15 protein-coding genes are annotated in these 14030 nt (G+C 35.5%); 12 read left to right on the forward strand and 3 right to left on the reverse strand.

The genetic code is table 11. The features are described 5' to 3' along the window. The first annotated feature begins 78 nt into the window (after window positions 1-78). Together P2086_RS00305 and P2086_RS00310 are read left to right on the forward strand one after the other, a co-directional pair. Complete coding sequence (locus P2086_RS00305) at window positions 79-1068, forward strand: bile acid:sodium symporter family protein (RefSeq protein ID WP_317898422.1); 990 nt, start codon at window positions 79-81, stop codon at window positions 1066-1068. A 170-nt stretch (window positions 1069-1238) separates the two neighbouring features. Next, on the forward strand, window positions 1239-2102 hold the full coding sequence (locus P2086_RS00310) for a sigma-70 family RNA polymerase sigma factor (RefSeq protein ID WP_317898423.1): 864 nt from the start codon (window positions 1239-1241) through the stop codon (window positions 2100-2102). A gap of 96 nt (window positions 2103-2198) precedes the next feature. Here P2086_RS00310 and P2086_RS00315 read toward each other — a convergent pair whose 3' ends face one another. Continuing rightward, window positions 2199-2387, reverse strand: coding sequence for a CsbD family protein (locus tag P2086_RS00315; protein WP_317898424.1), 189 nt, complete (start codon window positions 2385-2387; stop codon window positions 2199-2201). 139 nt (window positions 2388-2526) lie between these two features. Beyond that, on the reverse strand, window positions 2527-3573 hold the full coding sequence (locus tag P2086_RS00320) for a 3-oxoacyl-ACP synthase III family protein (RefSeq protein ID WP_317898425.1): 1047 nt from the start codon (window positions 3571-3573) through the stop codon (window positions 2527-2529). Between the two features lie 743 nt (window positions 3574-4316). On the opposite strand from P2086_RS00320, the gene P2086_RS00325 reads away from it, so the two are divergent. Then, the gene (locus P2086_RS00325) at window positions 4317-4598 is read left to right on the forward strand and encodes an HU family DNA-binding protein (RefSeq protein WP_317898426.1); all 282 of its coding nucleotides are present in this window, start codon (window positions 4317-4319) and stop codon (window positions 4596-4598) included. Window positions 4599-4660: 62 nt separating this feature from the next. Here P2086_RS00325 and P2086_RS00330 read toward each other — a convergent pair whose 3' ends face one another. Further along, a complete protein-coding gene (locus P2086_RS00330; RefSeq protein WP_317898427.1) occupies window positions 4661-5653 on the reverse strand; it encodes a GlxA family transcriptional regulator in 993 nt (330 codons plus the stop codon). A gap of 125 nt (window positions 5654-5778) precedes the next feature. On the opposite strand from P2086_RS00330, the gene P2086_RS00335 reads away from it, so the two are divergent. The 9 genes from P2086_RS00335 to P2086_RS00375 all read left to right on the forward strand — a co-directional run bounded on the left by P2086_RS00335 (window position 5779) and on the right by P2086_RS00375 (window position 14002). Beyond that, window positions 5779-6174 carry a VOC family protein gene (locus tag P2086_RS00335; protein ID WP_317898428.1) on the forward strand — a complete coding sequence of 132 codons (396 nt, stop codon included), beginning with the start codon at window positions 5779-5781 and terminating at the stop codon, window positions 6172-6174. Between the two features lie 407 nt (window positions 6175-6581). Continuing rightward, on the forward strand, window positions 6582-6965 hold the full coding sequence (locus P2086_RS00340) for a DoxX family protein (protein WP_317898429.1): 384 nt from the start codon (window positions 6582-6584) through the stop codon (window positions 6963-6965). Window positions 6966-6989: 24 nt separating this feature from the next. Beyond that, window positions 6990-8387 (forward strand): MATE family efflux transporter, encoded by a 1398-nt coding sequence (locus P2086_RS00345; protein ID WP_317898430.1) that lies wholly within the window; start codon window positions 6990-6992, stop codon window positions 8385-8387. A 96-nt stretch (window positions 8388-8483) separates the two neighbouring features. Next, window positions 8484-9077: a TetR/AcrR family transcriptional regulator gene (locus tag P2086_RS00350; protein WP_317898431.1), complete on the forward strand. Its 594-nt coding sequence runs from the start codon at window positions 8484-8486 to the stop codon at window positions 9075-9077. Between the two features lie 41 nt (window positions 9078-9118). Then, complete coding sequence (locus P2086_RS00355; protein WP_317898432.1) at window positions 9119-10291, forward strand: acetyl-CoA C-acyltransferase; 1173 nt, start codon at window positions 9119-9121, stop codon at window positions 10289-10291. A gap of 20 nt (window positions 10292-10311) precedes the next feature. Then, on the forward strand, window positions 10312-10533 hold the full coding sequence (locus P2086_RS00360; RefSeq protein WP_317898433.1) for a DUF2798 domain-containing protein: 222 nt from the start codon (window positions 10312-10314) through the stop codon (window positions 10531-10533). 1 nt (window position 10534) lies between these two features. Beyond that, window positions 10535-10975, forward strand: coding sequence for a PaaI family thioesterase (locus P2086_RS00365; RefSeq protein ID WP_317898434.1), 441 nt, complete (start codon window positions 10535-10537; stop codon window positions 10973-10975). Window positions 10976-10984: 9 nt separating this feature from the next. After that, window positions 10985-12235: a beta-ketoacyl-ACP synthase II gene (fabF, locus tag P2086_RS00370; RefSeq protein ID WP_317898435.1), complete on the forward strand. Its 1251-nt coding sequence runs from the start codon at window positions 10985-10987 to the stop codon at window positions 12233-12235. A 108-nt stretch (window positions 12236-12343) separates the two neighbouring features. Further along, complete coding sequence (locus tag P2086_RS00375) at window positions 12344-14002, forward strand: phytoene desaturase family protein (protein WP_317898436.1); 1659 nt, start codon at window positions 12344-12346, stop codon at window positions 14000-14002. Window positions 14003-14030 lie beyond the last annotated feature (28 nt).

Consider the following 14030-nt stretch of genomic DNA (forward strand, 5'->3'; position numbering starts at 1 on the left):
ACTGCACCAAACATGCAAAAGTTTACGACGCTTTCTTAATTCCTATAAAATATTAATTTTACCATTATTGTATTGCTTGTGGAACATTTTTCTAAATTAAAATTAAAGGGCCTTGGAATTGGCTGGTTTGTACCTTCAATTCTGTGTATGGTGATTCTTGCCTATTATTTTCCGAAACCTGGAATTATAAAAGAGCCAATTTCTCTTTCTGAGCTTAGTTCTTTTGGGATTTTTTTAATTTTCTTTTTTTATGGAGCCAAGCTCAATTTTGAAAAATTAAGAATAGGCTTAAACAACTGGCACCTTCACCTTTTAATTCAAATTACAACTTTTTTAATTTTTCCACTACTCATACTCAGTATAAAACCTTTTTTTCTAAATGAACAGTTAATCAACATTTGGCTAGGATTGTTTTTTCTTTCAGCTCTCCCTTCAACGGTTTCATCGTCTGTTGTGATGGTTTCCTTAGCAGGAGGTAATATTCCCTCAGCAATATTTAACGCAAGTATTTCAGCATTCATTGGCATACTAGTTACCCCTTTATGGATTGGTTTATTTTTTTCAAATAATGGCGTTCGACTTGAACTTACCAGTATAATTATAAAATTAACTCTGCAAGTTATTCTTCCTGTACTAGTTGGAATGCTGCTTCATAAGCGTTTAAATACCTTTGTTGAAAAGCATAAAAAAAGTCTGCAAGTTTTTGATCAAACTATTATCCTTTTAATTATTTACAACTCGTTTTGCAAATCATTTTCAGAAAAACTGTTCAGCAACATGACTCTCTTAGAGGTAATGGTTCTTGCTCTAGGTATGCTTTTCCTTTTTGTTTTGATTGTGCTCTTTAGCAAATTTAGTTCAACTGTTTTAAAATTTAACCGCGCAGATACCATCACGACTATTTTTTGTGCTTCTAAAAAATCCTTGGTGCACGGTTCAGTTATGGCCGGGATACTTTTCGCTGGAAATCCTATTGTTGGCTGGATTATACTTCCGCTGATGTTTTATCACGCCATTCAGCTCATTGTTTCTAGTTTTTTGGCAAAAAGAATGTCAAGAATAGAATAACAAACAGAAGATAAAAAGAAAAGTTCCTAAATAAAACATTATATTTAGTCTCCTTATTAAAAGCGTGTAACAACGTCCATTTGTAGTAATTTACAATTCGATACATTTTACAATTTTATATCAGGGCAACGGTGATGTGAATTGCATCTTATTCATTTAAATTTTAAAATATGAGGCAACTCAAAATAACCAAGTCCATTACAAACAGAGATGCCGCGTCTCTTGATAAATATTTAGCTGACATTTCAAGACTTCCATTAATTACGAGCGAAGAAGAAACCATTCTCGCGCAAAAAATAAGAGCTGGAGATATGGATGCGCTTGAGAAACTTACACTAGCAAACTTACGTTTCGTGGTTTCAGTTGCAAAGCAATATCAGAATCAAGGTTTAAGTTTACCTGATCTTATTAATGAAGGTAATGTTGGTTTAATAAAAGCTGCAAAACGGTTTGACGAAACAAGAGGATTTAAATTTATTTCTTACGGAGTATGGTGGATACGCCAAGCTATTATTCAGGCAGTATCTGAACAATCGCGTGTGATTCGTTTACCCTTGAATAAAATTGGCGCTCTCAACAAAATTAAAAAAGCTCAGAGTGCTTTAGAGCAGCAGCTTGAAAGACCAGCTAGTGTTGGTGAAATTGCTGAGGTATTAGAAATGTCGGAAGAGGAAATTAGTATTACAATGCGTGCTTCAAGTTGGCATATTTCAACAGACGCAACACTTCCGGGAAATGAAGATCAAACAATCATGGAACTCATTTCTAATCCGGATGCAGAAAAACCAGATGATCTTCTTATGGTTTCTTCATTGCAGTTTGAAGTCCAACGTGTTCTTGATACGCTTACTGAGAGAGAGAAAAATGTGATTGCTTTATTTTATGGAATCGGTCAGACATCGTCTATCACTTTAGAAGAGATTGGTGAAAAATATGACCTTACTCGTGAACGTGTTCGTCAAATAAAAGAAAAAGCCATTCGCAAATTGCGCTTGGCTTCAAAAAATAAAATACTAAAAACCTATTTAGGTTAATTTGTAAACTTCCTTAATCCAAAAAAGGAAAATATTCAAAACCGCAGGCATTGTATATTTAATCATACACTTATGCCAGCGGTTTTTTTATTCAAGTTAAGCTTCAGAAATAAATTTATCTAAATCTTCTTTTGATACTCCAAGTATTAAATTGAGTTTTCCTAAAAGTTGGTCATACTTTCCATCTACCCAAACTAAATCACTGTCGGTGAGAATTCCGAATTTTTGTCTCATTTTGCCCTTAATTACCGGCCAGTTTTCTTTCATTTTGATTACGTCTGTCATGCTACAAAGGTGAGCAATTAAAAGCTGGAAACGCTTGCTGATGATAAACAATCATAAGTATTTTAGTATTCGGTAACAAGACACCTTATTCGTCAAATAAACGATAATTAGACTATTGAAATAGAATTAAAGATGCAAATTACACCACATAAGTAATGGCATTAATATTCATTCCGGCACCAACCGATGCAAAAAGAATGACATCGCCCTCTTCCAAAATATGATTTTCTTGTTCTTTTCTTAAAACCATATCTAGTAAGGTTGGAATAGTTGCTACAGAACTATTTCCAAGAAGATGAATGTTCATTGGAAGTACGTCTGCTGGTGGTGTATCTATATTGTAGAGTTTGTAAAAATCTCTTATGATGGCTTTATCCATTTTTTCGTTTGCCTGATGGATAAATATTTTCTTGAGTTTATCAATTCCATAACCCGATTTATCCAAACATTGTTTCATGCCAAGCGGTACATTTTTTAATGCAAATTCATAAATCTTTTTTCCTTGCATTTTTAAATACCGCGTTTCTGGCTTATGCCCTTCTTTATAAGAGGTGTCAAAATTTAAAAAATCAAATTCATCATAACTAAAGGTGAGGGAAGCGGTACTAACTATACCCCTTGATTCTTTACTATCAACTGCCTCTATTATGCCTGCTGCCGCGCCATCCGCATAAATCATCGAATCTCTATCATGAGGATCTATTACCCGAGAAAGCGTTTCTGCGCCAATAACCAAGTAGCGTTTTGCACCATCTGCAATAATGGCTTGTCTGGCAAGTATTAATCCTTGAACCCAACCCGGGCATCCGAACAAAATATCAAAAGCGACACAGGCTGGATTTTTAATTTGTAATTCATGTTTAACTTTTGAAGCTAAGGCTGGCAAAAAATCTGCTTGACTCGAGCCAAAAGGAACATCACCGCAGGTATGAGCAAGAATAATTCCATCAAGCGTTTCGGGATCTATACCAGAATTTTTTAAGGCAAGTCTCGCAGCAATAACTGCAATATCAGACATAACTTGATCTTTGCCCACATAACGTCTCTCAGATATTCCGGTTATGTTTCTAAATTTTCGTTCAGTTACTTCTGGAGAATCTATAAATTCTTTCCCTCCTCTTTCATAAAATGAATGGCCTTTAAAATTGTCATTGGTGACTATATTGTCTGGGATATAACTTCCCATACCGGTAATCATAATATTCATGCTTTAATGAATTACAACGATCATTTTCTTCAACCATCTATTAAATAAGTTGAACTAAACGAACTCACTAGTTAAAAACAGTAACAAACTTTTTGTTACACGACCTTAAAAAAATGGAAGAAATAATTTGCAAAAAGTGGCTAAACAAATAAGATCTATATTCCGAAAGATGTGAAGTAAATATACTGATTATTCCTCTTTTGCAAAGCCTCACAATAAAAGGAATTGAAAGATGTGAAATAAGATTACTAATCCTGGCTTTGCTTGTGAACTCTTAAATAGATACCATTCATTAAAACAGAAACAACTCGGTCAAACATGTTTACTAACTTATCACCATTCCTTATTAATAAGACGAATCCCATCAAAAAAAACACTTAGTGAACACCCGCAGTTAAAGGATTTAGAGGCATTTGAGGAGTGGTATATAAAGATGTGCTTAAATTTACTGCTTACTCAAAACACTAATATTATTATACAGCTTAATACTGTGTAAAAAAACGGCAAACTTTTACCTTCAAAAGGTCACTTATAGCAGTATATACAGAAGATTGGTCTTCCTTAAGTCCCATTATAGGGTGATTTTGTAAGTCAAATTGTTAAAAAACTGCTAATAATCGACGAATCAGGCATTTTTTATTCCAAAACACTTGACAAACGTGGTTTATATCATTATGTTTGTTCCAAGTAAATAATTGTTTAACCCTTTAATTAAAAAAAAAATGAACAAAGCAGATTTAATTGAAGCTATCGCTTCAGGATCAAAATTAACAAAAGCAGACGCTGGTCGTGCTTTAGATTCAACAATTGAAGCAATTCACAAAGCCTTAAAAAAAGGTGATCGTATTGGTTTAGTTGGTTTCGGTGCATTCTCAGTTGCTAAACGCGCTGCACGTATCGGACGTAATCCACAAACTGGAAAAGAAATTAAAATCGCTGCTAAAAAAGTAGTGAAGTTCAAAGCTGGAGCTGATTTAGCTGGAACTGTAAACAAAGGAAAATAATTTCCCTTTCCAAAAATAAAAAGGCTGTGAGAATCTCACAGCCTTTTTTTATGTCTATTATTTTAAGCTGCAAGCATTTCTTTATTGTATCTGTTGCGATATTCAATTGGAGATAAACCAGCAATTTTTTTGAAGATAGTTCTAAATGCTTTGGTATCACTATAACCCACCTCATACATGACTTCATTAATATTTTTCCTACTCGATTCAAAACTTTTTTTGGCCGCTTCAATTTTCACCCTTTGGATATATTCTACTACTGTATTGTTTGTTGCTTTTTTAAAACGACGTTCCAAACTCCTTCTGCCTAATGCAAACATATCTGCCAACTGTTCTACAGTCAGCCTATCCTGAAAATGATTTTCAATAAACTCTTGGGCTTTTTTAACTGGTTCATCTAAATGATCTTTTTGTCCTGTGAAAATACTAAAGGACGCTTGGCTACCACGATCAATTTCTATTTCATACATCTTGGCACATAAAAGCATAATTTCTCTTCCTGCGTATTTCTCGACAATGTAGAGTAACAAATTCCAAAAAGAGTTTGCTCCACCACTTGTGTAAATTCCATTTTCATCAGTGATTATTTTTTCCGAAACCAAATTTATTTCCGGAAACATTTTTCTAAAATCATTTGCAGCAAACCAATGTGTAGCGCAACTCTTGCCATTCATTAATCCTGTTGAAGCCAGCAGAAATGCGCCGACACAAAGGCTGGCAATTTCACTACCGGATTTATATTGCGCACTTACCCAGGGAAAAAACTCTTTATTCATTTCAACTATACTTTCCCATTCACCATTTACAGGTGGTATAATAATCAAATCGTGTTTATACGAATCATGAACGCTTAAATCTGGAATAACCGAAAATACGCCTTGATAGGACACAGGATCTGTCGTTAGGCCAACCATCTTAACATTAAACATTGGCGGTTTACCCATACTTACAAGAAATTCGTTTACGCGATTAAACATAAAAAAAGAACCCTCTATGCAAGTGAGCGTTGCAGCTCCTTTTGGTAATAAGATGGAAATGTTTTTAATTCTAGACATGTATAAGGTTTTAGTGTTTCAAAAATAGACTAAAATTTTGTCGCAATCAACCCATTGTATTGGCGCATTCGCACTTCGGTTTTCTCTATAGTATAAATAGTTTTGTGAGGTAATATAAAAAGAAGATGACGCAAATAAACGCTTATTTAACTTTCAACGGCAATTGTCGCGAGGCGATGTTGTTTTATCAAAAATGTTTAGGAGGAAAACTAACTCTTCAATCCGTTGAGGAGTCTCCCATGTCGGATCAGTGGCCAAAAGATGTTCAAAAAAATATTTTACACGCTTCACTAATTAATAAACAAATTAGCCTATTGTCATCTGACATGGGTTCAGAAAAATTAATAATGGGCAATGCCATTTCTCTTGCTTTAGCTTGTTCAAATGAAGATGAAATAAATCACTTTTTTAAAAATCTTTCCGAACAAGGAAATATAACACATCCCTTACATAGATTTTTTGATGGCACCATTGGTGCGCTAACAGATAAATATGGAATCAACTGGTTATTTAAACTTTAAATATCCACTAGGTGCCTAAAAGTAAATAACACATAACATGGTGGAGGTTTTTAAAACAAACGTGATTCATTTTGAAGAAGCACAAAAACTTTTGGAATTAATTCATTGTCGTTTTAAAACCTACTCCTGTAATTTTGATTTAGAAGATTGTGATTGTGTATTAAGGGTAGAGACAAAAAACAGCATTATCGAAACCAAGGTTATTATAAAATTTTTGTGTGATCGGGGTTATGAAGTTGAAATTCTGAATGACGATTGCTAAAGAACTAGAAGGTGTATGATAGATTTTGCAAAAAAATTATTCTTGAAGGGTCGGCAAAACATTTACCATTTTGGAAGAATAGCTTAAAAAAAAGCGGGAACTAATTATTTTTTATACGATATTTAATAATCAAAAAATAAACACCATGAAAAAAACAAACATTATCTATTGGATTTTCACCAGCTTGTTTTCAGTATTAATGATTTTTTCATCTATTGGAGGCTTTGGCAATGATCCCGAAGCAACCAAATTTATGTCAGACCTTGGATACCCTGCTTACTTTGTTTTTTTTATTAGTCTAGCTAAAATACTTGGTGTGATTGCAATTCTTATTCCAGGTTATCCCCGTATAAAAGAATGGGCTTATGCAGGACTTATATTTGATCTTGCGGGAGCCACCTACTCTCAAATAGCGGCTGGTATGCCTACCGACGGTTTAATCTTTATGGCCATTTCTTTTACTCTTGCTTTTGGCTCTTACTTATATTATCACAAACGTTTAAAAGAAAAGGCACAAGTGACAACATAACCTAAGATTATTATCCAAAAATTTATGAATCAAGAAAAAAACCTCAGTAATTTTACAAGATATTTTAATGTGATTAAACAATCACTTAATGGTGAGGAACAAGACTATACACAAGGAAGTATCCGGCGCGCTGTATTTCTTTTAGCTATTCCAATGATTTTGGAATTGAGCCTTGAAAGTGTATTTGCCATTGTAGATATGTTTTTTGTTGGCAAACTTGGTGAAAATGCTATTGCAACTGTTGGGTTAACGGAGTCTGTAATAACCCTTGTGTATTCAGTAGCTATAGGATTAAGTACTGGTGCAACAGCAATTGTTGCACGCCGTATTGGTGAAAAAAATCCGGAAGCAGGTGCTCATGCCGGCGCACAATCGCTTATCATAGCCCTAATAATAACCATTTTTTTAAGTATTCTAGGAATGGTATTCGCCTCTGATATTCTTCGCCTTATGGGTGCGAGCAATGAAGTCATAGAAGAAGGAACTTCGTTTACACAAATTATGTTTGGTGGAAGTCTTGCTATTATTCTTTTGTTTTTAATAAATGGAATCTTCCGTGGTGCGGGGAATGCTGCCATGGCTATGAAGAGTTTATGGATTGCTAGTTTTGTGAACATAATTTTATGTCCGATCTCAATTCATTTTTTTGGGTTAAAAGGAGCTGCAATAGCTACAGTAATTGGAAGAAGTTCGGGAGTTGCTTACCAGTGTTATCATTTATTTATGGGAAGTGGGATTCTTAAATTTTACGCTCGTCATTTTAAAATCGAAATGACTTTAATAAAATCGGTAATTACGGTTGCTTGGCCTGCGACCTTGCAATTTATAATTGCGAGCGGTAGCTGGATAGTTTTGGCAAGACTTGTTGCGGAAACCGACGGAACAACAGCCTCTGCTGGCTATCAAATTGCTATTCGTAATGTGGTGTTTTTTATTTTACCGGCTTGGGGATTAAGTAATGCGGCAGCAACACTCGTGGGACAGAACTTAGGGGCAAAACAACTTGAACGTGCCGAAGAAAGTGTTATGATTACTACAAAGTACAATGTTATTTTTATGGGCTTAGTAATGATTCTTTTCATTTTCTGCTCGAATCCTATTATTCGTTTGTTTAGTCAGGACGAAGCAGTTATTGCTTACGGTGCAAGAGCTTTACAAATTATCGGATTCGGTTACATTTTCTACGGAATCTCTATGGTAATGACACAGGCTTTAAATGGTGCAGGCGATACAAAAACCCCAACGCTCATTAATTTTGTTTGTTTTTGGTTGATTCAAATTCCCTTAGCCTACTTTCTCGCAAAAGGCCTAGACCTTCGGTCTACCGGTGCTTTTATAGCAGTACCTGCTGCAGAAACGCTCATTGCATTTGTAGCTTGGTATTATTTCAAAAAAGGAAAGTGGAAAGAAGTAAAAGTGTAGAGCTACCCATCAGAAATTAAACAAAAGCCAATTTTATCAAAATAATATACCGATTGGTATATTTTACCTACATTTGTTTCAGAATTTGAATTACTCATGTCAAAAGCCGAAAAAACACGCGAGTTTATTATAGAAAAAGCAGCACCTATTTTTAATAAGAAAGGGTATGCGGGCACATCGCTAAACGACTTGATACATGCGACAGGACTAACAAAAGGTTCTATTTACGGTAATTTTGAAAATAAAGATGAAGTAGCTACAGCTGTTTTTGAATACAATATTAAAGGCGTACACAAACGTATTTCAGAATACGTTGTAACGCAAAAAACAGCACCCGGTAAATTAATCGGTATTACTGATTATTACCGTTGCAATTGGAAACAGGTTTTTGAAAAAGGCGGTTGTCCTTTACAAAACGCATCCGTTGAGGCAGATGATAATCTCAAATTTTTAAAAGGGAAAGTACAACACAGTGTTAAACGTTGGGCCGAAAACATAACGGGTATAATCGAAACCGGCAAACAAAATGGGGAGATTAAGAAAAATATTGTGTCTTCTGATTATGCTTATATGTTCATTACGCTACTCGAAGGAGGTATTATGCTGGGAAAAATAATGAACAATCCCAAACATTTAATTATGGCATTAGACAGAATAAAACTCATTGTAGAATCAGAAATGAAAAAATAATTTTTTTAACCTAAAATATACCAATCGGTATAATATAAAACATGAAAGAAGTATACATTATTTCCGCAAAGCGAACAGCCGTTGGAGGACTTTTAGGAAGTCTTTCGCATTTATCAGCCACGCAATTAGGGGCCATAGCTATAAAGGACGCCTATGAAAGCGCAGGAATAGACCCAAAAAACATTGACTCCGTTTACATGGGAAATGTTTTGAGTGCTAACCTGGGCCAATCACCAGCAAGGCAAGCAGCTATTTTTGCAGGTATTCCTAATAAAACAGATGCCACCACTATTAATAAAGTATGCTCATCTGGAATGAAAGCTACGGCCATTGGTACACAACAAATTCAATTAGGTTTGGAAAATATTGTTGTTACTGGCGGCATGGAAAGTATGAGCAACACGCCCCATTATGTAAATGTGCGCCGAGGAACGAAAGCTGGTGATTTAAATTTAGTTGACGGTATGATTAAAGACGGTCTTTGGGATGTGTATAATAATTTTCACATGGGCAGCGCGGCTGAATTGGGAGTTACAGAATACAAACTTAGTCGCGAAGCACTTGATAACTACGCCATACAATCTTACCAAAAAGCGCAACAAGCGACTAAAGAAGGAAAATTTAAAAACGAAATAATACCTATTCTGGTTAAACAAAAAAACGGGACTCTTATTATTGATAAAGATGAAGATATTGATAAAATAATTCTTGAAAAGGTTTCAAAACTGAAACCGGTCTTTGAAAAAAATGGAAATCTAACTGCCGCCAACTCCAGCAATTTAAATGATGGCTCTGCCGCATTAATATTAGCCTCGAAAGAAGCGGTAGAAAAATACAATTTAAAACCCATTGCAAAAATTATTGCTTATGCAGATGCAGCCCAAGCACCAGAAAAATTTCCTACCTCTCCTGCCATAGCCATACCTAAAGCACTTGAACAAGCCAATCTTAAACTGAATGATATTGATCTTTTTGAAATTAACGAAGCCTATGCCTCTGTTGTTCTTTCTAATCAACAAATTCTTGGATTAGATTTAAACAAGGTCAATATCTACGGTGGTGCCGTAGCCATCGGTCATCCTATTGGGGCATCTGGTGCAAGAATTATTGCCACTTTAATTTCCGCCTTAAAACAAGAGAATAAAAAATTAGGAACGGCGGCGATATGCAATGGTGGTGGCGGTGCCTCTGCTATGATAATTGAATCGATATAATAAATTGATAATCTAGAACCATGAAACATAAAATCGCTTTTGCAATGATAATGGGAATAATTACTACCGGTATTATCTCTTTTACACTCATTTCCATCAATGTTGGTATAAATGAAAAATTTTTAAAAATCTGGATAAAATCCTGGGCTACGGCTTATCTTGTAGTCATTCCCGCTATACTTATAATCGGACCAAGAGTTCAAAAAATAGTAGATAATTTATTTAACGAAAAAAAGATATAAAATGAAATCTCATAATGCATTAGAAATATTACAAAGTTTTATTGGAAAGGAATTTGTTGAGAGTCCATCTCCTTTTACAAAATGGTTAAACCCAATTGTAATGTATGCCGAAACAGGTCGTGTGTCGTTTCGTTATCTTATTAGAGCCGACATGACTAATCCGCTCAAAGGACTTCATGGAGGAGTAACCGCCGCTATTATTGATGATGTGGTTGGTGCAACTTTATTTTCTTATAATGAACCTTTTTTCTACACCACTTTAAATAATGTCATAGATTATTTTTCACCAGCCAAAATTGGTGATGTGATTTTTGCCGAAACTATTGTGATAAAAAAAGGTAAACAAATTGTAAACGTTCAATGTGAAGTTTGGAATGAGGAAAAAAATCGTTTAATTGCACGAGGTTATTCCAACCTTTTAAAAACAAGTTTTGAAAAATAAATTAACAGCATGAAAAGAGTAGTGATTACGGGCCTTGGTGCAATCACACCACTAGGCAACACCGTTGATGAGTTTTGGAAAAACATTATTGCCGGTAAAAACGGCGTTGGTCCTATTACCAAATTTGACGCTGCAAAATTTAAGACACGTTTTGCATGTGAGGTAAAAAGTTTTAATGCCGATGATTATGGCGACAAAAAAGAAATGCGTAAGTACGATCTTTTTACACAGTACGCTATAGCAGCCTCAGAGCAAGCCATTAAAGATTCTGGTTTAGATTTCGAAAAGATGGGTTTGAAAGAACGAGCAGAGGTTGGTGTTATTTGGGCGAGTGGAAATGGAGGTATAGCAACCTTTGAAGAACAATTAAAAGAATTTAATGCAGGTGATGGAACACCTCGTTTTAATCCATTTTTCATTGCAAAAATGATTGTGGATATTGCTGCCGGTGTTATCTCCATTCGAAATAAGCTACATGGTCCGAATTACTGCACAGTTTCTGCATGCGCATCTTCGAATACCGCAGTCATTTCCGCCTTTGACACTATTCGTTTAGGAAAAGCAAACATCATGGTTGCCGGTGGTTCTGAAGCCGCCATTACTGAAGCTTCTGTAGGCGGATTTGGTGCAGCACAGGCCTTATCAAAAAGAAACGATGAACCAGAAAAAGCATCCCGTCCTTTCGACAAAGACCGTGATGGTTTTGTTATTGGTGAAGGTGCTGGTGCTCTTATTTTAGAAGAACTAGAACACGCAAAAAAAAGAGGCGCGAAAATATATGCTGAAATTGTTGGTGGAGGAATGGCCGCCGACGCTTATCACCTTACCGGAACTGCTCCTGATGGCATTGGCGCTTCGTTAGGAATAGAAAAAGCACTAAAAGATGCTGGTATCGACGCATCTAAAATAGATTACATTAACGCGCATGCTACCTCAACAGGGCTTGGAGACATAAGCGAGTTAAAAGGCATTCAAAAAGTTTTTGGAAATAATTTAGTCGCCATCAGTGCTACAAAATCTATGACTGGCCATCTTCTCGGTGCCGCCGGTGCCGTAGAAAGTATAATTTGCGTGTTAGCTCTCAAAAATAGTATTATTCCAGCAACAATAAATCTTCAAAATAGAGATGAAGAAGTTGAAGAACTTATAAATATTGTCACAGGAAAATCTATTGATAAAGAAATCACTTATGCTCTCAATAATTCATTTGGCTTTGGCGGACATACTGCAAGCTCTTTATTCAAAAAGTATATTCCTTAAACGCAAGTTAGAATCGAAATTTCGTAAACAATCTTCCTCCTTGCCTGTTTGTTAGTCTGTAGGTTTGGCTTTTTTAGTTAACTTGCAGTAATTTCAAACAAACAGCCTTTGGAAAACAGTGAATTTGACACCATCATTATCGGCTCGGGTGCCGGCGGTTTAACAGCTGCTATTTGCCTTGCAAAGGCTGGCCAAAAAGTACTTGTACTTGAACAACATTATGTTCCAGGAGGCTGGTGTCATAGTTTTCATTTAAATGGTCAGCGTTTTAGTCCCGGTGTACACTATATCGGACTTCTAGACGAAGGTCAATCTACCAGCAATTTATATAAGGCTTTAGGAATTGCGAATGAACTTGTTTTTTTCAGAATGAATCCGAAAGCTTATGAGCACTGTCTTGTTGGAAATCAGAAAATTGATATGCCTGCAGGGATTGATGCACTCTATGAAAGTCTTGCTAAACGATTTCCAGCTGAAAAAAAAGGTTTAAAAAAATATTTATCTACTGTTGAAAAAGTAAGTCAGCAGGTCCAGCTCATTCCAAAAATGAAAGGATTTATGGATCACCTTACCATTCCTTTTAGAACGAAGGATATGGGCAAGTATGGTTTATTCAGTCTAAAACGTGTCATTGATTGGCATATTAAGGATCCACTTCTTAAAAGCATTTTAAATGTGCAATGCGGCGATCATGGGCTTCCACCATCAAAAGCGAGTTTCCCTGTACATTGTGTGGTGATGTTTCATTATTTTTCTGGTGCCTTTTATCCCATGGGTGGTGGGGCTGGTATTGTGAAAGCTATGACCAATGCTTTAAAGAAAAACGGTGGTGAAGTCCGGGTAAAACAATCTGTAAAGAAAATTCTTCTAGAAAATAAAAAGGCGATTGGGGTTGAATTAAAAGATGGTCAGAAAATTTTTGCGAAAAATATTGTTTCCAATACAGATCCTACGGCGACTTTTTTTAACCTAGTTGGCAAAGAAAATATAAGTAACAACCTTATTAAGAAATTAAACAAAACAAAATATTCCGTTACCTCCCTTATTCTTTTTCTTACACTAGATATGGATCTTAAATCTGCTGGATTAGACTCCGGAAATATCTGGTATCTCAAAACTGACGATTTAGAGAAAATATACAATGAGTTAAAAGGCACGGACATTGGTGCAGGAGAAGAATTCCCTGGAGTATTTATTAGTTGCCCTACACTGAAAGATCCCGTAAGTTTTAATGGCCGTTATCATACTTTAGAAGTAGTTACATTTATTGATAACGAGAGTTTTGATAAGTTTGAAAAGGGAACAGACTACCACTCTGATGCATATACCGCTCAAAAAGAAATTATCAAGCAAAAATTTCTGAATACGGTTGAGAAAATAATTCCCGGAGCAAAAAAACACCTTGTTCACGCCGAACTTGGTACGCCTAGCACCAATAAATATTACATACAATCAACAAAAGGAAACGTTTACGGCACGGAAAAAAATCTGATGCAAGTAGGTCCTTTTTCTTTTAATACAAAATCTGAAATTGAAAATTTATTTTTATGCGGAGCCAGTACCATTTCACATGGCGTTGGCGGAGCGGCCTATTCAGGTGTAGAAGCAGCTTCTAAAATTCTTCAGATGAGTCAAGACGAAATTTTAAAGCCACAAGAAAATCAAAAATTAAGAATTTACGAAGCGGAAGATTCTTCTACCTGGCCTGATTTCGTTCATCAGAAAATTGAAGACAAAAAAAGACGGTTTAAGGAAGTAACCCTTTAAAGGTGATTTTTACTAAAATTGTTTAATA

Origin of the sequence: Aurantibacillus circumpalustris, assembly GCF_029625215.1 — a bacterium.
Lineage (GTDB): Bacteria > Bacteroidota > Bacteroidia > B-17B0 > Aurantibacillaceae > Aurantibacillus > Aurantibacillus circumpalustris.

Coding starts and splice junctions, on each gene's coding strand:
- P2086_RS00315 (WP_317898424.1), bottom strand. CDS start 2,387: ATGACAGACGTAATCAAAATGAAAGAAAACTGGCCGGTAATTAAGGGC.
- P2086_RS00345 (WP_317898430.1), top strand. CDS start 6,990: ATGAATCAAGAAAAAAACCTCAGTAATTTTACAAGATATTTTAATGTG.
- P2086_RS00310 (WP_317898423.1), top strand. CDS start 1,239: ATGAGGCAACTCAAAATAACCAAGTCCATTACAAACAGAGATGCCGCG.
- P2086_RS00355 (WP_317898432.1), top strand. CDS start 9,119: ATGAAAGAAGTATACATTATTTCCGCAAAGCGAACAGCCGTTGGAGGA.
- P2086_RS00360 (WP_317898433.1), top strand. CDS start 10,312: ATGAAACATAAAATCGCTTTTGCAATGATAATGGGAATAATTACTACC.
- fabF (WP_317898435.1), top strand. CDS start 10,985: ATGAAAAGAGTAGTGATTACGGGCCTTGGTGCAATCACACCACTAGGC.
- P2086_RS00325 (WP_317898426.1), top strand. CDS start 4,317: ATGAACAAAGCAGATTTAATTGAAGCTATCGCTTCAGGATCAAAATTA.
- P2086_RS00335 (WP_317898428.1), top strand. CDS start 5,779: ATGACGCAAATAAACGCTTATTTAACTTTCAACGGCAATTGTCGCGAG.
- P2086_RS00365 (WP_317898434.1), top strand. CDS start 10,535: ATGAAATCTCATAATGCATTAGAAATATTACAAAGTTTTATTGGAAAG.
- P2086_RS00340 (WP_317898429.1), top strand. CDS start 6,582: ATGAAAAAAACAAACATTATCTATTGGATTTTCACCAGCTTGTTTTCA.
- P2086_RS00330 (WP_317898427.1), bottom strand. CDS start 5,653: ATGTCTAGAATTAAAAACATTTCCATCTTATTACCAAAAGGAGCTGCA.
- P2086_RS00320 (WP_317898425.1), bottom strand. CDS start 3,573: ATGGGAAGTTATATCCCAGACAATATAGTCACCAATGACAATTTTAAA.
- P2086_RS00350 (WP_317898431.1), top strand. CDS start 8,484: ATGTCAAAAGCCGAAAAAACACGCGAGTTTATTATAGAAAAAGCAGCA.